At 67.6% G+C, this 19,190-nt stretch carries 15 protein-coding genes and 1 riboswitch; of the genes, 10 read left to right on the forward strand and 5 right to left on the reverse strand.

The window, feature by feature from the left end:
* Positions 1 to 27 precede the first annotated feature (27 nt).
* Complete coding sequence (gene cyoA, locus ACIGJG_RS24455) at positions 28 to 1,065, reverse strand: ubiquinol oxidase subunit II (RefSeq protein WP_011301004.1); 1,038 nt, start codon at positions 1,063 to 1,065, stop codon at positions 28 to 30.
* Between the two features lie 153 nt (positions 1,066 to 1,218).
* Here cyoA and ACIGJG_RS24460 point away from each other — a divergent pair, with 153 nt between their 5' ends.
* The 8 genes from ACIGJG_RS24460 to atzF all read left to right on the forward strand — a co-directional run bounded on the left by ACIGJG_RS24460 (position 1,219) and on the right by atzF (position 12,825).
* Positions 1,219 to 2,535, forward strand: coding sequence for an MFS transporter (locus ACIGJG_RS24460; RefSeq protein ID WP_011301003.1), 1,317 nt, complete (start codon positions 1,219 to 1,221; stop codon positions 2,533 to 2,535).
* Between the two features lie 182 nt (positions 2,536 to 2,717).
* Positions 2,718 to 2,833: riboswitch (guanidine-I (ykkC/yxkD leader) on the forward strand.
* A gap of 58 nt (positions 2,834 to 2,891) precedes the next feature.
* Positions 2,892 to 3,911, forward strand: coding sequence for an ABC transporter substrate-binding protein (locus ACIGJG_RS24465; RefSeq protein ID WP_483673108.1), 1,020 nt, complete (start codon positions 2,892 to 2,894; stop codon positions 3,909 to 3,911).
* An 8-nt stretch (positions 3,912 to 3,919) separates the two neighbouring features.
* Positions 3,920 to 4,798 carry an ABC transporter permease gene (locus ACIGJG_RS24470; RefSeq protein ID WP_140953022.1) on the forward strand — a complete coding sequence of 293 codons (879 nt, stop codon included), beginning with the start codon at positions 3,920 to 3,922 and terminating at the stop codon, positions 4,796 to 4,798.
* Between the two features lie 2 nt (positions 4,799 to 4,800).
* Entirely contained in the window at positions 4,801 to 5,649 is an 849-nt protein-coding gene (locus ACIGJG_RS24475) for an ABC transporter ATP-binding protein (RefSeq protein WP_011301000.1), read from the forward strand.
* Positions 5,650 to 5,689: 40 nt separating this feature from the next.
* Positions 5,690 to 6,496: an urea amidolyase associated protein UAAP1 gene (locus ACIGJG_RS24480; RefSeq protein WP_011300999.1), complete on the forward strand. Its 807-nt coding sequence runs from the start codon at positions 5,690 to 5,692 to the stop codon at positions 6,494 to 6,496.
* A gap of 15 nt (positions 6,497 to 6,511) precedes the next feature.
* The gene (locus tag ACIGJG_RS24485) at positions 6,512 to 7,189 is read left to right on the forward strand and encodes an urea amidolyase associated protein UAAP2 (protein ID WP_258234686.1); all 678 of its coding nucleotides are present in this window, start codon (positions 6,512 to 6,514) and stop codon (positions 7,187 to 7,189) included.
* A 108-nt stretch (positions 7,190 to 7,297) separates the two neighbouring features.
* The gene (uca, locus tag ACIGJG_RS24490) at positions 7,298 to 10,999 is read left to right on the forward strand and encodes an urea carboxylase (RefSeq protein WP_483673110.1); all 3,702 of its coding nucleotides are present in this window, start codon (positions 7,298 to 7,300) and stop codon (positions 10,997 to 10,999) included.
* The gene (gene atzF, locus ACIGJG_RS24495; protein ID WP_483673111.1) at positions 10,996 to 12,825 is read left to right on the forward strand and encodes an allophanate hydrolase; all 1,830 of its coding nucleotides are present in this window, start codon (positions 10,996 to 10,998) and stop codon (positions 12,823 to 12,825) included. Before uca ends, atzF begins: the two co-directional genes overlap by 4 nt.
* A 7-nt stretch (positions 12,826 to 12,832) precedes the next feature.
* On the opposite strand, the gene ACIGJG_RS24500 is transcribed toward atzF, so the two are convergent.
* A complete protein-coding gene (locus ACIGJG_RS24500; protein ID WP_483673112.1) occupies positions 12,833 to 13,624 on the reverse strand; it encodes a helix-turn-helix transcriptional regulator in 792 nt (263 codons plus the stop codon).
* Positions 13,608 to 14,522 carry a DMT family transporter gene (locus tag ACIGJG_RS24505; RefSeq protein WP_011300994.1) on the reverse strand — a complete coding sequence of 305 codons (915 nt, stop codon included), beginning with the start codon at positions 14,520 to 14,522 and terminating at the stop codon, positions 13,608 to 13,610. Before ACIGJG_RS24505 ends, ACIGJG_RS24500 begins: the two co-directional genes overlap by 17 nt.
* A gap of 277 nt (positions 14,523 to 14,799) precedes the next feature.
* On the opposite strand from ACIGJG_RS24505, the gene ACIGJG_RS24510 reads away from it, so the two are divergent.
* Together ACIGJG_RS24510 and ACIGJG_RS24515 are read left to right on the forward strand one after the other, a co-directional pair.
* The gene (locus tag ACIGJG_RS24510) at positions 14,800 to 16,398 is read left to right on the forward strand and encodes a DUF1800 domain-containing protein (RefSeq protein WP_483673113.1); all 1,599 of its coding nucleotides are present in this window, start codon (positions 14,800 to 14,802) and stop codon (positions 16,396 to 16,398) included.
* 25 nt (positions 16,399 to 16,423) lie between these two features.
* Positions 16,424 to 17,761, forward strand: coding sequence for a DUF1501 domain-containing protein (locus tag ACIGJG_RS24515; protein WP_011300992.1), 1,338 nt, complete (start codon positions 16,424 to 16,426; stop codon positions 17,759 to 17,761).
* 9 nt (positions 17,762 to 17,770) lie between these two features.
* Here ACIGJG_RS24515 and ACIGJG_RS24520 read toward each other — a convergent pair whose 3' ends face one another.
* Together ACIGJG_RS24520 and ACIGJG_RS24525 are read right to left on the reverse strand one after the other, a co-directional pair.
* Positions 17,771 to 18,475 carry a porin gene (locus tag ACIGJG_RS24520; RefSeq protein ID WP_011300991.1) on the reverse strand — a complete coding sequence of 235 codons (705 nt, stop codon included), beginning with the start codon at positions 18,473 to 18,475 and terminating at the stop codon, positions 17,771 to 17,773.
* Positions 18,476 to 18,740: 265 nt separating this feature from the next.
* The gene (locus ACIGJG_RS24525) at positions 18,741 to 19,166 is read right to left on the reverse strand and encodes a hypothetical protein (protein ID WP_011300990.1); all 426 of its coding nucleotides are present in this window, start codon (positions 19,164 to 19,166) and stop codon (positions 18,741 to 18,743) included.
* Between the last annotated feature and the right edge of the window lie 24 nt (positions 19,167 to 19,190).

Genomic DNA, 19,190 nt, shown 5'->3' on the forward strand with positions numbered 1-19,190 from the left:
GCGGTTGCAACCCGGTTCTGCTATGTGCTACTGCAGCGCCACCGCGCTGCGTTCACTGTACGGAGCGGCCGGATCGAACGGCGCTTTCGGCGTATTGCTTGCGGTGCAGACGGCGCCGAGCGCGCCGCCCGCCTGGCGGCGTGCGTCCATGGCCATCATGTCCTTGGTGCAGATCTGCCCGGCGCGCACGCAACGGTTCAGGATGGCATCGAAGAGGTCGGGCGCGACGCTGGCGTAGTGGCGCACGGGGTCGCGCTCGCTGGGCTGTTCGAGCTGCACGTAGCCATCGCGCGACAGCGGGGCGCCGCTGCTTTTCACGCGCTGAACCCAGCGGTCGAAGTCGTCATGGCTCATGCCGTGGAAGCGGAAGCGCATGTGCGAGAAGCCCGCGCCGCTGTAGTTGGCGGAGAAGCCTTCGTACTCGCCGGGGCGGTTCATCACCGCATGCAGCTTGGTCTCCATGCCTGGCATGGCATATACCTGGCCCGCCAGCGAGGGGATGAAGAAGGAATTCATCACGGTCGAAGACGTGATGCGGAAGCGGATAGGGCGGTCGACCGGCGCCGCGACTTCGTTGACGGTGGCAATGCCCTGTTCCGGGTACAGAAAGAGCCACTTCCAGTCGAGTGCAACCACCTCGACCGTCAGCGGTTGCGCGTCGGCGGGCACGGCTCGCTGCGGATCGAGCCGCTCGATCGGGCGGTACGGGTCGAGTTTATGGGTACTGACCCAGGTAACGGCGCCCAGCGCGATGATGATCAGCAGCGGCGCCGACCAGATCAGCAGTTCCAGCACCGTGGAGTGGTCCCAGTCGGGGTTGTACGGGGCGCCGGGGTTCGAGGCGCGGTAGCGCCACGCGAACAGCAGGGTCAGCACGATTACCGGCACGATGATCAGCAGCATCAATCCTGTCGAGATCAGGATCAGGTTGCGCTGCTGGACGGCCAGGTCGCCGCCCGGCGACATCAGCACCGCACTGCATCCACAAAGGGCCGCCACTGCCGGAGCCAGGATGGTCCAGCGCAGCGCGCGCATGACTGCCATCGTCGAACGGTCGGATCGCATAGGCTTGGGTCCTTTGTTGCCATCCTGTACGCTTAAGCGTACGTGACTTAGACTGTTCCGAGCAACTATGGCAGTTTAGGCGCTCAGGGGCAACCGACGGGAAGCAAATTCCAAATTCCTGGCCTGCCCCGATTCTCCATTGGAGGTATACGGATGGCCAGCATGACCCACCAGCATCGTGCGTCTCCTTCTGCACCTCCGGCGCCCGGGGCCACGCATATCGCGCCGGCGGAAATCGCGACTGGCGTCGTGATCGGCCGCGCCTCCGAGTACTTCGATTTCTTTGTCTACGGCATTGCGTCGGTGCTGGTTTTCCCGACGGTGTACTTTCCGTATGTCGACCGGCTCGACGGCCTGCTCTACTCGTTCTCGATCTTCGCGCTGGCCTTTGTGGCGCGGCCGTTTGGCACGGCGCTGTTCATGCGTATCCAGCGGCGCTGGGGGCGCGGCATCAAGCTGACGGCGGCACTGTTCCTGCTCGGTACGGCCACGGTCGGCATTGCCTTCCTGCCAGGCTACGCCACGCTTGGCCACACGGCCGTCGTGCTGCTGGCCGTGTTTCGCTCGTTGCAAGGGATCGCGTTCGGCGGTTCGTGGGACGGGCTGCCGTCGCTGCTGGCGCTGAACGCGCCGCCCGAGCGGCGCGGCTGGTACGCGATGATGGGGCAGCTCGGCGCGCCCACGGGCTTTATCGTCGCCGGGTCGCTGTTCCTGTTCCTGAACCTGAGCCTGGACACCGGCGAGTTCCTTGAGTGGGGCTGGCGCTACCCGTTCTACGTGGCCTTCGCGATCAACGTGGTGGCGCTGTTCGCGCGGCTGCGGCTGGTGGTGACGCATGAGTACACCCAACTGCTGGACGAGGACGAGCTGGAGCCGATCAGCACCCTGGAGCTCATCAGCAAGCAGGACTACAACATCTTCCTCGGCGCCTTCGCCGCGCTGGCCAGCTTTGCGCTGTTTCACCTGGTCACGGTGTTTCCGCTGTCCTGGGTGGAGCTGCATCAGACTCAGCCGATCACCGACGTCCTGAGCGTGCAGGTGGCCGGCGCGTTCATCGGCATCCTCGGCACCATTGCGTCGGGCCGCATCGCCGACAAGATCGGGCGACGCACCACGCTCGGGACCATGGCGGTGCTGATCGGCGTGTTCGCGCTGTTCGCGCCGCTGCTGATGGGCGGTGGGCCGCTGGCGCAGGACCTGTTCATCCTGATCGGCTTTGGCCTGCTTGGCCTGTCCTACGGGCAGGCGGCCGGCGCGGTCACGTCCAATTTTGAACGCCGCTACCGCTACACCGGCGCCGCGCTGACCACGGATTTCGCGTGGCTGTTCGGCGCAGCCTTCGCGCCGCTGGTGGCGCTGGGGTTGTCCGCCAAGTTCGGGCTGATTGCGGTCAGTGCCTACTTGCTGTCGGGCGCCTTCTGCACGCTGCTGGCATTGCGGATCAACCGGGCCCTGGCTTCCGAAGACTAAGACGTTCCAGGGCGCGGGCGCACGCCCGAATACTGTGCGCGGCGGGGTCCACTGCACCGCCGCGCGGCGTCTGCGTGCCCATTTCCATGCACTGCATGCACGCCGGCGGTGCGCCGGCCGGGCCTGATCGCTGGCACACCCCTTGCTGAATGGTGATCAGGGAAGCGATGCATCATCGCTCACCGAAGGGTCGCTAGGGTTCCGGTCGCGCTGCGCGCGATGCCTGGTCCAAGAGCAACCGGCCTCAGGCGCGCTCGACCGCGTCCAGGCTCCACGGCGGGACAAAAGCCCGGGAGGTTCACTTCGTTGCGAGGTGTCTTCCCTGCCTTTTGTCACCGATCGAATGGAGCCGCCCCATGTCCCGCCCGTTGTCCGCGCTTTCCGCGTTGTCCGCATTCCCCCTTGCCAGACGCCTGCATGCCGCGCTGATCGGCCTGGCGCTGAGCCTTTCCCTTGTCGCGAGCGGCCCCGCGCGCGCTGAAATCCGTGTGGGCGTTTCCGACTGGCCCGGCTGGATCGCCTGGTACGTCGCGCAGCAGAATGGCTTCTTCAGCAAGCACGGCGCGGACGTCAAGCTGGTCTGGTTCGCGAACTACAGCGATTCCATTGCCGCGCTGTCGTCGGGCCAGCTCGACGCCAATTCGCAGAGCTGGTCCGACACGCTTGGCCCGCTCGCCAAGGGCGTGCCCGTCAAGGCCGTGCTCGTCAACGACAACTCGGCCGGCAATGACGCGCTGGTCGCGAGCGCGAAGATCCGCGCCGTCGCCGATCTCAAGGGCAAGACCGTCGCGCTGGAGCAGTACAGCATCTCGCATTTCGTGCTCGTGACGGCGCTGGCCAAGGCCGGGCTCAAGCCCGCCGACGTGAAAATCGTCAACCTGTCCGCCGGCGATGCCGCTGCCGCCTTCATGATGGGCCGCGTCGATGCCGCCGTGGTGTGGAACCCGTGGATCGACCGCATCGTGAAGAGCGGCAAGGGCCGCGCGTTGTTCACCTCGGCCGATATGCCGGGTCTGGTGCCCGACCTGCTGGTCGCGCAGCAGAAGGCCATCGCCAGCCACCGCAAGGAGCTGGTAGGCATGATCCGCGCATGGTTCGACGCTGAACGCTTCATCCGCGAACAACCTGCCGAGGCGGCCGCGATCATGGCCAAGGTGGCCGGCATGAAGGCGGACGACTACAAGGTCTTCCTGCCCGGCACGCGCTTCTTCGATGCCAGCGCCAACCGCGCCGCGTTTGACGCCGCGCAGCCCGCTTCGCTGCAGGCCGTGGCGCCCACCATTGCCGCGTTCCTGCACGACAACAAGCTGCTCGACGGCAAGCCGGACGCGACGCGCGGTGTCGATGCCACGCTGCTGGCCGAGGCACTGAAATGAGCGCCGCCATGCAAGACGACAATGCGCTCGCTGCGCCGTTGCCCATGACGTCAGCCGCTCCGACCAATCCGCGCGAGCCGCAGTGGATCGACGTGCCGAAGCCCTGGTGGCAATTGCGCACTGCGCTGCCCGCGCGGCGCGTGGCACTGCTCGTCGGTGCCGGCCTGATTCTGCCGTTGCTAGGCTGGGCATTGCTGGCCGCGAGCGGATGGGTGGATCCCGTCTTCATGCCAGGGCCGGCCGCCATCGTGGCGCGCCTGCGCGAATGGGCCTTCGATGACGACCTGGCTGGCGATATCGCCATCAGCACGGCGCGCGTGCTCGCGGGCTGGGCACTGTCGGCGTTACTCGCACTGCCGCTCGGGCTGCTGATCGGCAGCTTCCGCACGGTGCAGGCGCTGCTGGAGCCGCTGACCGATTTCATCCGCTACATGCCTGCGGTCGCGTTTATCCCGCTGGTCATGGTGTGGGTCGGCATCGATGAAGGCGCCAAGGTTGCGATCATCTTCATTGGCACGTTCTTCCAGATGGTGCTGATGGTGGCCGAGGACGTGCGCCGGGTGCCGATGGCGCAGGTCGAAGCCGCGCAGACGATGGGCGCCACGCGCGGCGAGATCATCCAACACGTGATCGTGCCTTCGGCCAAGCCGGCGCTGCTCGACACGCTGCGCGTCACCATGGGTTGGGCCTGGACCTACCTCGTCGTGGCGGAACTGGTCGCTGCCGGTTCCGGGCTGGGCTTTGCCATCCTCAAGGCGCAGCGCTTCCTGCAGACCGACAAGATCTTCGCGGGCATCCTCCTGATCGGCGTGATCGGGCTGGCGATCGATCAGTTCATGCGCCGGCTACACCGGCTCGCCTTTCCCTATCTCTACGCGGGACGCTGAACATGAACGCAATATCCCAACCCAAGCTCAGCGCGCGCGGCGTGTGGAAGTTCTATGGTCCGCGCAGCGGTCAGCCTGCCCTGCAGGACGTGAGCCTCGACGTGCCCGAAAACGGCTTCGTTACGCTCGTGGGCGCGTCGGGCTGCGGCAAGTCGACGCTGCTGCGCACGCTGGCCGGACTGGAGACGCACGACGCCGGCACGCTGCAGTGCGATAGCCACGCCATCGCCGGCCCGGCACCCGAGCGCGCCATGGTGTTCCAGCACTACAGCCTCTATCCGTGGCTCACCGTCGCCGAGAACATCCGCTTCTGCCGCCGCCTGAGCCTGTTTGCGCGCAACCGCACCAGCGCCGATGTGGAGGCGGCTTCCGGGCGCGCCGACGCACTGCTGCAACTGATGGGTCTCGCGCACGTGGCCAGCCACTACCCGGGCCAGCTTTCCGGCGGCATGCAGCAGCGCGTGGCGATTGCGCGCGCACTGATGAGCCGTCCGCGCGTGCTGCTGATGGACGAGCCGTTCGGCGCGCTAGACGCGCAGACGCGCGAGGTCATGCACGACCTGATCCTGCATGTGCACCGGCTCGAGCGGACCACGATCGTGTTCGTGACCCACGATGTCGAGGAAGCCATCTACCTCGGCCAGCGCGTGGTGCTGATGGCGCCGCGCCCCGGCCGCATCGACACCGTCTACGACGTGCCGCTGCCCGCGCAGCGTTCGCAGGACATGAAGCACTCGCCCGAGTTCCTGCAGCTCAAGCGCGACATCCTCGCCCGCATCCGCGCGACGTCCGGCATGCAGACCGATCTCGATCTGCTCGAACAACTGTCGCGCGAGGCGCGTGCGGCCTGACATCCGGACCGATCCGCAACGCATCCCAAGGAGACCATCGATGTCCCATTCCGACCATACCCTCGACAACCCGCCGTCACACGCGCCTGTCGACGCCGCCGCCCACTGGCAGCGCTTCGCGCCCGATCTGCGCGCCATGCGCGTGCTGTGGAGCGAGATCGTGCCCGGCGGCGGCCACTGGAGCTGGCGCGTGACGCGAGGCACGTCGCTGCGCTTCGCGGCGCTTGGCGAGCGCGCCAACTGCTCGGTGGTGCTTTACGCCGCCCATGACAAGCTGGAACGCTACAGCATGCCAGACACCTGCAAGGCGCTGCACACGGCCCACTTCACGCGCGGCCATGTGCTGATGAGCGATATGGGCCGCGCCATGGTGTCCGTGACGCACGACACTCTCGGCTGGCACGACCCGTTCGGTGCGGTGCTGGACACCGCGCGCATGCGCGACAAATATGGCGAATGCCGTTTCGAGGCGCACCGCAATGCCATGCATCGCTCGGGCAAGGACGGCCTGCTGATCGAAGCCGGCAAGTACGGACTGACCGCGCGCGACCTGATTGCGCCGGTCAACCTGTTCAGCAAGGTGGCGGTCGACGAACAAGGGCGCTTTGCGTTCGATGCCGCGCGCACTGTGCGCGGCAGCAGCGTGGAGCTGCGCTGCGAGATGGACCTGGTGATCGCCATCTCCACCGCGCCGCATCCGCTTGATCTGCGCGATGGCTATCAGCCCGGCGCCATCGGCGTTGCCGCATGGCGCTCCGGCCCTGCGCCGGCCGACGACTTCTGCCGCGGCTTCCGTCCGGAATGTGCGCGGGCTCTGCATAACGCCGACGTGTTTGCCCTTTCCTGAACCATGACCGCATCCATGACCATGCCCGCCGAGGCAAGCGCCTTCGTGCCACACACCAGCCTGCTCGATCCGGCTGCCGCCGCATTGCGCCATCGCCAGCCCGCCGGTGAGCCATGGCTGGCCGAGATCCGTGCCGGCCAGACCGTGCGCATCGTCGACCTGCTCGGCAACCAGGCGGCCGACGTGCTGTTCTACAACCGCCATGACGTGGCCGAGCACTACAGCGCCACGGACACGCTGCTGCGGCAGGGCGGCATCTACCTGACCACCGGCTCGGCGCTGGTGTCGAACCTCGGCAATCCGATGCTGACCATTGTCGCCGACACCTGTGGCCGGCATGACACGGTCGGCGGCGCGTGCGCGGCCGAAAGCAACACCGTACGCTACGCGCTGCAGAAGAAGTTCATGCACTCGTGCCGGGACAACTACCTGCTGGCCATGGCGCAGGCCGACGTGGGGCTGGGCAAGCGCGATCTCGTGCCTAACGTCAACTTCTTCATGAACGTGCCGGTGACGGCCGATGGCTCGCTGCACTTTGCCGATGGCGTGTCCGGACCGGGCAAGTACGTCGAACTGCGCGCCCACATGGATGTGTGGATGCTGGTCTCAAACTGCCCGCAGCTCAACAACCCGTGCAACGGCTACGACCCGACGCCGGTCGAGTTCATCGTCTGGGACGCCACCGGCGCCTGACACCTTCCTCTCGCGCCAACTCCGCTCCATTGGCGCCGCCGCGGGACGACCCGTGGCCGATACGCAACCGGCAGGACGACCTGCCTGACATCGAGAGGGAACATCCCCATGTCCGCGAATTCCGCTCCTGCATCCGGCGCCGGCACGCCCGCGCCACGCTTTGATACCGTCCTGATCGCCAACCGCGGCGCCATTGCCTGCCGCATCATCCGCACGCTGCGCGAACTGGGCCTGCGCTCCGTCGCCGTGTATTCCGAAGCCGACGCCGAGTCCGCGCATGTCGCCATGGCGGACGAGGCGGTCTGCATCGGTCCGGCGCCTGCCGCGCAGAGCTATCTCGATGCGGAAAGATTGCTTGAGGCCGCGCGCGCTACCGGCGCAGGCGCCATCCATCCGGGCTACGGCTTCCTGTCCGAGAACCCCGGCTTCGCGCAGGACTGCGAAGCGGCCGGCGTCGCGTTCATCGGCCCGACGCCAGACCAGATGCGCGCGTTCGGCCTGAAGCACACGGCCCGCGCACTGGCGGAGCAGCATGACGTACCGCTGCTACCGGGCAGCGGTTTGCTCGATGGCCTGGACCACGCGCGTACGGAGGCCGCGCGCATCGGCTACCCGGTCATGCTCAAGAGCAGCGCGGGCGGCGGCGGCATCGGCATGCGGCTGGTACGCAGCGAAGCGGAACTGGTGCCTGCGTTCGAAGCCGTGGAACGGCTCGCGCGCGCCAACTTCAAGGATGCTGGACTGTTCCTGGAAAAATTCGTCGAACGCGCACGCCATATCGAAGTGCAGCTGTTTGGCGATGGCCATGGCAATGTGGTCGCGCTCGGCGAACGGGACTGTTCCGCGCAGCGCCGCAACCAGAAGGTGATCGAGGAAACGCCGGCACCGGGGCTGGACACCACTACGCGCGATGCGCTGATGGCGGCGGCCGTGCGGCTTGGCCGCGCCGTCAGCTACCGCTCGGCTGGCACGGTGGAATTCGTGCTCGATGCGGACACGGGCGCGTTCTATTTCCTTGAGGTCAACACCCGGCTGCAGGTCGAGCATGGCGTGACCGAGCAGGTCACCGGCGTCGACCTCGTCGCATGGATGGTGCGGCTCGCGCGCGGGGATGCGTTTGCGCTGGAGGCCGCCACGCCGCGCGGCGCATCGATCCAGGTCCGGCTCTATGCCGAAGACCCTGCGCGCAATTTCCAGCCGAGTGCCGGCTTGCTCACCGAAGTGGTGTTTCCCGACGATATCCGCGTCGAAAGCTGGGTGACCGCGGGGACCGAAGTGCCGGCCCACTACGACCCGATGCTCGCTAAGCTGATCGTGACCGGTGTCGACCGCGCGGATGCCGTGCAGCGGCTCCAGCGCGCGTTGGCCGCCTGTCGCGTCGGCGGCATCGAAACCAACCTGCGCTACCTGCGCGACGTCGCCGCGAGCGAGGATTTCGTCAACGGCCGAATCGTCACGCGCTCGCTGGGCGAGCTGCATTTCGTGCCGGATGCGATGGAAGTACTCGACGCCGGCGTGCAGACCACTGTGCAGGACTGGCCCGGCCGCCTCGGCTACTGGGACGTGGGTGTGCCGCCTTCGGGGCCGATGGACGACCAGTCGCTGCGGCTGGCCAATCGCCTCGTTGGCAATGCCGCGCATGCTGCGGGCCTCGAATGCACGCTGGGCGGCCCGACACTGCGCTTCTGGCGCGAGGCCGTGATCGCGGTGTGCGGCGCGCCGTTGCCGCTGATGCTCGACGGCAAGCCGCTCGCGCCGTGGATGGCGCATCGCGTGCCGGCCGGCAGCACGCTGGCGATCGGCGCGGCGCCAGCGCATGGCAGCCGCGCGTACCTGGCCGTGCGTGGCGGCTTCGACGTGCCGCATTACCTCGGCAGCCGCTCCACGTTCACGCTGGGCCAGTTCGGCGGCCATGGCGGACGCACGCTGCGCGTGGGCGACGTGATCCATATCGGCGCGGATGTGGAAGATGAACCGTCGGCGCTGGCGGCCGAAGCCGTGCCCGCCTTCCCGCAGGCAGGAGAGGCCTGGGACATCGGCGTGCTGTACGGCCCGCATGGGGCACCGGATTTCTTCACGGACGCCGATATCGATGCGTTCTTCGCCGCCGAGTGGGAGGTCCACTACAACTCGAGCCGCACCGGCGTTCGCCTGATCGGCCCCAAGCCGCAATGGGCGCGGCCCGATGGCGGCGAAGCCGGCCTGCATCCGTCCAATATCCACGACAACGCGTATGCCATCGGTGCGATCGATTTCACCGGCGACATGCCGGTGATCCTCGGTCCCGACGGCCCCAGCCTCGGCGGTTTCGTGTGCCCGGCCGTGGTGGCCGCGGCCGAGCGATGGAAGCTCGGCCAGCTGCGCCCGGGCACCAAAGTGCGATTCCGGCGCATCGCGCAGTCGGAAGCCGCTGCCCTGCACGCAACGCAGGACGCGCTGGTGCGCACGCTTGCACCACAGTCCATGCCCGGGCTTGCACCGGCATCGCCAGAATCACCCGTGGTGCTGTCCCGGCCGGCAGTGTCGGGCCGTCCGGCGCTGGTCGTGCGGCAGGCGGGTGACCGCTACCTGCTTGTCGAGCTTGGCGAAGCGCAACTCGACATCGGCCTGCGCATGCGTATTCATGCATTGCATGCTGCCGTGCAGGCCCTTGACTTGCCGGGCATCATCGACCTGACGCCCGGCATCCGCTCGCTGCAGATTCATTTCGACCCCGCGCGGATCGAACGCGGCGCGCTGGTCGATGCCATCGTGCGAGCAGACGAAGCACTCGGCGACACGGACGATCTCTCGGTGCCGTCGCGCACGGTCTGGCTGCCGCTGTCGTGGGATGACAGCGCGACGCGGCTGGCCATCGACAAGTACATGCAGTCGGTGCGTCCCGATGCGCCGTGGTGCCCGAGCAATATTGAGTTCATCCGTCGCATCAACGGACTCGACAGCATCGAGGCCGTGAAGGACATCGTGTTCTCCGCGAGCTACCTCGTGCTCGGTCTCGGCGATGTCTATCTGGGCGCGCCGGTGGCGACGCCGCTCGATCCGCGCCATCGGCTCGTGACGACCAAGTACAACCCGGCGCGCACCTGGACGCCGGAAAATGCCGTGGGCATCGGTGGCGCGTACATGTGCGTGTATGGCATGGAAGGGCCCGGCGGCTACCAGTTCGTGGGCCGCACGCTGCAGATGTGGAACCGCTGGCGCGATGCCGACAGCGGCGCGCCGGCCTTCGAAGCAGGCAAGCCCTGGCTGCTGCGCTGCTTCGACACGATCCGCTTCTACCCGGTCGGCGAGGACGAGCTGCTGCAGATCCGCAAGGATTTCCCGGCGGGTCGCTATCCGGTGCGCATCGAGACGGGCCGCTTTTCCATGCGTGACCATCAGCGACTGCTGGACGAGAACGCCGCCGATATCGCCGCGTTCCGCTTGCGCCAACAGTCGGCCTTTGCGGCTGAGCGCGAGCGGTGGCGCGTGGCAGGGCAGGCCGAGCATGTGGACGAGCCGGTCGCGGCTGCGTCCGCGACGGATGATGCGGGCGAGCGTCCCGAGGGGGCGCGCATAGTCTGCAGCGCCGTGCCCGGCAGTGTCTGGAAAGTGTTGGTGCAGCCCGGCAGCAGCGTCGAAGCGGGCGACACGCTCGTCGTGGTCGAGTCGATGAAGATGGAGTTCGCCGTGGTGGCGCCTTGTGCGGGCACCGTGTGGCATCTCGGCTGCGCCGAAGGGGCGCCGGTCGGCGCGGGACAGGAGATGGCTGTGGTCGTACCGGACGTCGTGCAGGTTTGCGCCGATATGGCAAGCGAGGTGGCAGCATGAACACGCCCGCCCGCGCCGTGCCGTTTTCACTGGATATTGCCTCGCTGAAGGATGACTACCGCAGCGGCAGGCGTACGCCGCTCGATGTTGTGGCAGCGGTGATTGCCGCCACGGCCGACGATCCGCACCATGCCTGGATCCATCGGCTCGATGCAGGCCGATTGCGCGAACGCGCCCGCGCACTGATGGCGCACGATCCTGCCACGCTGCCGCTCTATGGCATTCCGTTCGCGATCAAGGACAACATCGACCTGGCCGGCTGCCCGACCACTGCGGCGTGCCCCGAGTACGCCTATGTCCCGCAACAGAGTGCCTTCGTCGTGCAGCGGCTTATCGATGCCGGCGCGATTGCCATCGGCAAGACGAACCTCGACCAGTTCGCGACGGGGCTGAACGGCACGCGCTCGCCTTATGGTGCGTGCCGCAATGCGTTCGATCCGGACTACGTATCGGGAGGCTCCAGTTCGGGGTCGGCGGTGGCAGTGGCGCTGGGCCACGTGAGCTTCGCGCTCGGCACGGACACCGCGGGCTCGGGCCGCGTGCCGGCCGCGTTCAATAACCTCGTGGGACTCAAGCCCACCTGCGGGCTGCTGTCCGCGACGGGTATCGTGCCGGCGTGCCGCTCGCTCGATACCGCGTCAATCTTTGCCTTAACCGCGGACGATGCGCACCGCGTCTTTGCCGTGGCACACGGGTTCGACGAAGCCGACGCGTTCTCGCGAAAGGCCTCGCCACATGGCTTCGATTTCGGCAGTGCGCCGTCCTTCCGCGTGGGCGTGCCGGCGCTTCATGCGTTGGGCAACCTCGCGCCTGATTATGCCGAGGCCTGGGGGCGGGCGCTTGATCATGCACGCAGCCTTGGCGCGGAGCTTGTGGAGATCGACATCGCGCCGTTCCTGGAGACCGCACGCCTGCTCTACGAAGGGCCATGGGTGGCCGAGCGTTACCAGGCCATCCGCGCATTCATTGACGCGAACCCGAAGGCCGTGTTCCCGGTCACGCGGCAGATCACGCTCGGCGGCGCCGCACCGTTGGCCGCCGATGCCTTTGCCGCGACATATCGACTGCGCGACCTGCGGCGCCGGTGCGATGCGGTATGGGTGCAGGTGGATGCCATGCTGTTGCCGACGGTGCCGCAGCATCCCACCATCGCGGCCATGCTGGCGGACCCGATCGGGCTGAACAGTGAACTTGGCCGCTTTACCAATTTCATGAACCTGCTCGACTACGGCGGCATTGCGGTGCCTGCAGGCTTGACCGCGCTCGGCCTGCCGTTTGGCGTGACCGTAGTGGCGCCTGCGCAGCAGGATGTACCGCTGCTGCGGCTGGCACGCCGCTGGCAGCAGGCGCTGCAGGGGCGAGCTGCGACGATGGGGGCGACGGGCAGGCCATTGCCGCAAGGTGGCGCAGTTCCCCGTGCCGTGCCGTCTGGCCAGATCCGCGTGGCCGTGTGCGGCGCGCACCTGCAAGGCCAGCCTTTGCACCACCAACTCGCCGACCGCGGCGCCCGACTTGTCGCGCGCACGCGCACCGCGCCGTGCTACCGGTTCTATGCGTTGAGCGGCGAAGGCCCGCGCCGGCCGGGGCTGGTCCGCGTGGCCGAGGGCGGCGCGGCGATCGAGGTGGAAGTCTGGGAGTTGCCGCAGACGCAGTTCGGCAGCTTCGTCGCGGGCATTCCCGCGCCGCTGGGCATTGGCCGCACACTGCTGGCAGATGGTACCGAGGTGCCAGGCTTTATCTGCGAGCCGGCAGGTGTGTCGGGCGCGACCGACATCACCCGCTGGGGCGGATGGCGCGCGTGGCTGGCGCGGGCCGAGGCGGCCTGAGCTGCCTTCAGGTGCGCACCGATGCGCGCCACGCGCCGGGCGGTTGGCCGAACCGGCGTGTGAAACTGCGCGTGAAGGTGGTCTGGTCGGGATAGCCGGAGGCCAGCGCCACCTCCACCAGCGGGAGGCCGCTGTTCGCCAGCAACTGCACGGCGCGGTCCAGCCGCAGCCGGGTCTGGTAGCGGTGAGGCGTGTCGCCGAAGGCCTCGGCGAACAGCGTGTGGAAGCGCCGCACGCTCCAGCCGAAGTGCCCGGCCAGATGGCCTGCATGCACGGCCGAAGAGAGGTTCGCGCGCAGGTAGGCGTCGATGGCCATGACAGGGAAAACGCTCGCGGCCTCGTGCCCGTCCGGCGTACCGAGGCGTTCGGCAAGGTCGCCGGCGAGCGTCGCCGCCACGCTCCAGTTCAGAGACGTGGCTCGCGGGTTTGCGGGGCGCAGCGCGGCCAGTGCCTGCACGCGCGTGCCGAGCGCGCCGTCCAGCACGAAGCCGCGCGGCCGCTCCATCAACCGTGCGGGCAGTGCGACCGACGTGCCGGGAAAATCCGCCACGACCTGCAGGTTGCCTTCCAGCCCGAGAAACTCGTGGTGGCTGCCGGCCGGCACGATGAGCCCGTGATCGCGGTCGACCCGGTACAGGTGGCCGTCGATCTCGAGTTCGGTCGCACCGTCGAGCCCGAACAGCAACTGGTGATGGTCATGCGCATGCCCCGCGGGCCATGGGTGGTAGCGGCGGGGTTCCACCAGCGGGTTTGCGGCGCTGGCGCTTTCCATGCGCATTGGCTCAGTGGGCAGTGGCATGCCTCTGCTTTGGTTGCGGCTGCCGCGTCTGGCACAGCCAGACTCCGGCACCGGCGACGGCCATGCCGAGCCACTGCAGCGGCCCGAGGCGGTCGCCGAACAGGAGCCACGCCTGCACCGCGGCCAGCGGCGGGGCCAGGAACATGAGCGCCGAAGCTCCGGCAGCCTGCCCGCGTCGGACGATGCCGAGCAGCAGCCAGGTGCCGGCGCCGGATATGACGAAAGCGGCCCAGCCGAGCGCTGCCCACAGCACCGGCACGGGCTGCCAGTGCGGTGCCGGCGACAGCCACGCCGCGACGCCGGCCACCAGCATGGCGCCGACGTTCTGCCAGGCCGAGCTGGTGCGCAGGTCCGAAGCGGCGATCGACATTTTCTGCAGCAGGGTTCCCATGGTGATCGAAACAATGGCAAGCAGCCCGGTCAGCACGACCCAGGGCGACACGCCCGGGCCGATGCCGGCCTGCATGGCCGGCACCACCACCAGCGCCACGCCCGCGGCGCCGACGGCCAGTCCTTGCCAGGTGCGTCTGGAAGGTAGCTCCTTCAGCAGGGGAATGGCAAGCAGTGCGGTCAGCAGCGGCTGCAACGCGCCTAGCAGCGCCATCACGGCGGGCGGCAGGCCATGCGCGACGGCGCCGAATGCGGCGCACAGGTAAAGGCCCTGCATCAGTGCGCCGGCCAGCATGTGGCGAGGCACCTCGCGCCACGCCGGCCACGCGGCGCGTGCAGACGTTGCTGCAATGCAGAACATAAGCGCCGCCAACGCAAAGCGCGCGAGCAAGAACAGGCTGGTGTCGGCCAGCGGTACGATGGCCTTGCCGACGATGAAGCCGGTGGACCAGATCAGGACGAAGATGAGGCCGGGGAGCCAGCCGGCTGAAGGGTGAGGGTGAGACATAAGGGCGTGGCGTGGTTTCAACGGAATTCGGCGGCGGTGGGAGTCACGGGTGCCAGCATGCCTTGGAAACTAATGCCGCACGGCGAGGATGTCTTGGCGATTTCGGCAATTGGCGGGCTCATGGTGGCCGGTTGGCGCTTCTGGCTCGGGCCAGCACAACGACAAAAGAAGACCAAAATTTTGTGTTACACACACCCAAACCCAGCCCTGTCAACCGCCACCCCGCCGGACACGTAAGATGACCATGTCCCCGCATCCCCGAGCGAAGGAGCCTGGCATGTCCCCTTGGCGGCAGATCCTCCAAGCAGGCGTCGGCACCCGCGCCCTGCGGCGCGTGCTCGCCACGCTGTTGGCCGCTGCATCGATCGTGTCACTGGCGTCATGTGCGCTGCAGCCGCCAGCGGCTGCAGGCCCGCTCAGCGCCGCGGACTTGCATTGGCTCAATACCGTCAGCTTCGGCGCCGACCAGGCCAGCATCGCCCGGCTGCGCGAGCAGGGCCGCAAGCGCTTCCTGGAAGAGCAACTGCGCATGCCGGCCACCGATCCTCCCCATGTGGCCGCCGCCATTGCGGCATTGCCGAACCTGCAGGGCACAGCCGTCGATCGCGTCCGCGCGGCGCGCGGCGAACGCCAGCGCATCGCCAGCCTGCCGGACGAGATGGCCAAACAGCAGGCCCGCCAGGCACTGAACCAGCAAGGGCGGCAGACGATCGCCGATACCAGCCGCCGGCATTTGCTGCGCGCGCTGTACTCACCGGCCCAGCTGCGCGAGCAGATGACGTGGTTCTGGATGAACCACTTCAGCGTCTACGGGTACAAGGGACAGGTGCGCTGGTCCTTGCCGGACTATGAGGAGAACACGATCCGCCCGCGCGCGCTCGGCAAGTTCGGCGATCTGGTGCTTGCGACGGTGACCGCGCCCGCCATGCTCGAGTACCTGGACAACGCGCAGAGCAGCGCCAACCGCGTCAACGAGAACTACGCGCGCGAGCTGATGGAGCTGCATACGCTCGGCGTATCGGGTGGCCCCAGCGGATCGCGCTATACCCAGCAGGACGTGCAGGAACTGGCGCGCGTGCTGACAGGCTTCGGCGTCAACCTGCGCGGCGAGCCGCCGGGGCTGGGCCCGGTGCGCGCGGCGGCGTACCGCAGCGAGGGCCTGTTCGAGTTCAACCCGAGCCGCCACGATTTCGGCGCGAAGACGCTGCTTGGCCAGCGCATCGAGCCGACCGGGTTTGACGAAGCGGCGCGTGCGGTCGCGATCTTGACGCGCGAGCCGGCCACGGCTCGATTTATCAGCGCAAAGCTCGCCGCGTACTTCGTCGCGGACAATCCGCCGGCTGCGCTGGTCGACCGCATGGCCGCGACGTTCACGCGCACCGATGGCGATATTTCCGCCGTGCTGACCACGATGTTCCTGTCGCCGGAACTCGATCGCATGCTCGATGCATCGGCCCGCAAGTTCCGCGACCCGATGGCGTTCGTCATGGCGTCGATGCGCCTCGCCTACGATGGCCGCACCGTCAGCAATCTGCGCCCGGTCATGAACTGGCTGAACCAGCTTGGCGAGCCGCTCTACGGGCATGTCACGCCCGACGGTTATCCGGCCGCCGAAGGGGCGTGGGCCAGTTCGGGGCAGATGGTCAAGCGCTTCGAGATTGCGCGCGCGATGGGTTCCGGCCCGGCAGGACTGTTTGCCGGGGATGCCAATGTGCCGCCGGGACCCGCGCGTTTCCCGATGGTGGCAGGCAAGGCCTACTACGACACCATCGAACGAACGCTTGGCGCGCAAACGCGTGCGTCGCTCGCGCAGGCCGAAACGCAGGCCGAATGGAACACGCTGCTGCTCAGTTCGCCGGAGTGGATGCAGCGTTGAAAACCCCAATACGCAAGGATCCGGAATGAAACGTCGGGAATGGCTCAGGACGATAGGCACTGCCGGCCTCGCGCTCGCATTGCCCTCGGTCGTCTCTCGCGTCTATGCGTTGCCCGCTCAGGCGGACGCGCGTTTCCTGCTGGTGTTCCTGCGCGGCGCCTATGACGCCACCAGCGTGCTGGTGCCCGCGGGCAGCGATTTCTACTACGCCTCGCGGCCCAATATCGCGATCCGCCGTCCGGTACCTGCGGGCGCCGAGCCCGATCCCGCGGCAGCCGTTGCGCTGGCGCCTGCATTTGCGTCCGACAGCAGCCGGCGCGGCATCGGCGACTGGGCGTTGCACCCGGCCCTGGCCGACACCATGCTGCCGCTGTGGAACCGCCAGCAGCTCGCGTTCGTGCCGTTTGCCGGCACCCATGACATGTCGCGCAGCCACTTCGAGACGCAGGACACTATCGAAGCCGGCATGTCGGGCACCGGCGACGCTCGCCATGACGCGGCTTCTCTGCGCGGCAGCGGCTTCCTGAACCGGCTGGCGCAGTCGATGGGTGGGCGCGCGGCGCCGGTGGCGTTCACCGACGGATTGCCGATGGTGCTGTCGGGCAGCCAGGATGTCCCCAATGTCTCGCTCAAGGGCACGGGGCGCACGCCGTTCGATGCGCGCCAGACGCGCGCACTCGCGCAGATGTACCGCGGCACGCGCTTCGAATCGCTGATCGATGAAGGCTTCGAACTGCGCCAGACCGTTGCCGAACAGGCGCAGGCGATGCAGGCCCGGACAACGATGGGTGGCGCGGCGGGCGCGATGGACAGCGCGGCCGCGCGCATGCAGGACATGCAGGCAGCCAACCGCCGTTCGCTGAGCGCGCGCGGCTTTGAGGTCGAGGCGCGCCGCATGGCGGGGCTGATGCGCGACAAATTCAACCTTGGCTTCGTCGACGTCGGCGGCTGGGATACGCACGTCAACCAGGGCGCTGCACAAGGGCAACTCGCGAACCTGCTCGACAACCTCGGCCGCGGACTGGCTGGCTTTGCGCAGGAGATGGGCCCAGCATGGAACAAGACCGCCGTGGTGGTGGTCTCCGAATTCGGCCGCACGCTCCGCGAGAATGGCTCGCGCGGCACGGACCATGGCCATGGCACGGTCTACTGGGTGGCCGGCGGCGCCGTGCGCGGCGGCCGTATTGCCGGAGAGCAGGTAGCCGTGGAGGCGGCTACGCTGAACCAGAACCGCGACTATCCGGTGCGCAACGAATACCGTGCCATGCTCGGCGGGATGTTCCGGCAGCTGTACGGTCTTGACGATGCGCGGGTGGCGCAGGTGTTTCCCGGGGCGAAGGCACAAGACCTGGGGCTGGTCTGATTACCGACATCAGAAGCGGTGCCGCAGCCCGATTACCGCGCCGAACTGGTTGTCGCGGGCCCCGATCTGCTCGGTCGGACCCGACAGCGCCGTCGCATACGGATTCAGTGACGGGCCGAAGCCCGTCAGGCCCATGGCGGGGCTGTTGCGGCTGCGGGCAAATCCGAGCGTGGTAAAGACGTCGGTGCGTTTCGAGTACGCATAGGACCCCGTCAGCATGAAGCTGTACGGATCGCCGGCACCGCTCTGGGCATCGTTGTAGTACGCCGCCCCCCCGACCTGGATGGCGGACGTGACCTGGTACTGCACGCCAAGCCAGTACAGGTTGGTGCGCAGCCCCACGGTGTTGAAGCTGTCGTAGGACCAGCGGTACCCGGCGATCGCCCTTGCCGGCCCGAGCGAGTACGCGGCGCCGATGCTCGCCCGGTTAGCCAGGTTAGTGCTGCCGACATCCGGGTAGCTGCCGTTTTCGACCGCCATGAAGGCCTTCAGGCCGATGCCCGGTTCACTGCCATGGTGCAGCCCCCAGCGAGAATCCGACAATGCCGCGGCGTATTCGCGCATGACATAGCGGCTGCCGGTTCCGGTGGCGGCCGCGCCGGCGGTGTATTCGACCCCGGCATCGGCAATGCCGTAGCGCACGACACTGGTTTGCGCATGGGCGGCGACGGCCAGCATCGACAGTGCGGCCAGGCAGGCTAGACGGATCTTCATGTTCGGGCCCTCGTCATGTGGGACAGCAAACCGGTCAATGCTGCTATGACGCAGAAGATCGTCTGCGCTGACCGTCTGTTTTCGCACATGGAGATCGCACATCGGCACGCGCATGCCGGATGCGGCATGTCGGGCCAGTCCATGTGTCAGGCAATGCGGTGCAGCAGGCGCCCGCCCGGTCAGGCCCCGGGCGGGATTTCACTGTTGAAGCAGGTATGTCGCATCAATCGGCCGCGCGCGTTCACGAGGGCGCGGTGCGTACGCTTCAGCCCAGGCAACCCATGCCGTACTGCAGCACACGCAACTCGTCGGCGTGTTCGCGATAGCGGTCGGCACGGCTCCAGTACTCGGTGGTTTGCATCGCGCGCTCCGTCGCGCGTATCCGGTAGTCGATGATCAGGCACTGGTTCCAGAATGCGTTCTGCCGGCGCATGTCGGCTTCGTAGTCGGCATCGCGCAGTGCTGCCGGCTGCAAGCCAAAAGGCGTCGTGGCCCGGGCGGATTTCTGGTTCTTTGCGAGTCCCGGAACCGTCTGTACATGCGAGCGCATCGTGCTCGTGACGTTGTGGTAGCCCGCGGGGCACGAGGCCGATGTGTAGAGCGTTTCGTTGACGCCCTGGCACTTGGTGACTGCCTGCGCCAGGCCGCTGCCGGCCAGCAGCAACGTCATCACGGCGAGTTGTCTGACCATGGCCGTGCCCTCCCGCGAACATCG

The organism is Cupriavidus sp. C1SS-2L (genome assembly GCF_057073735.1).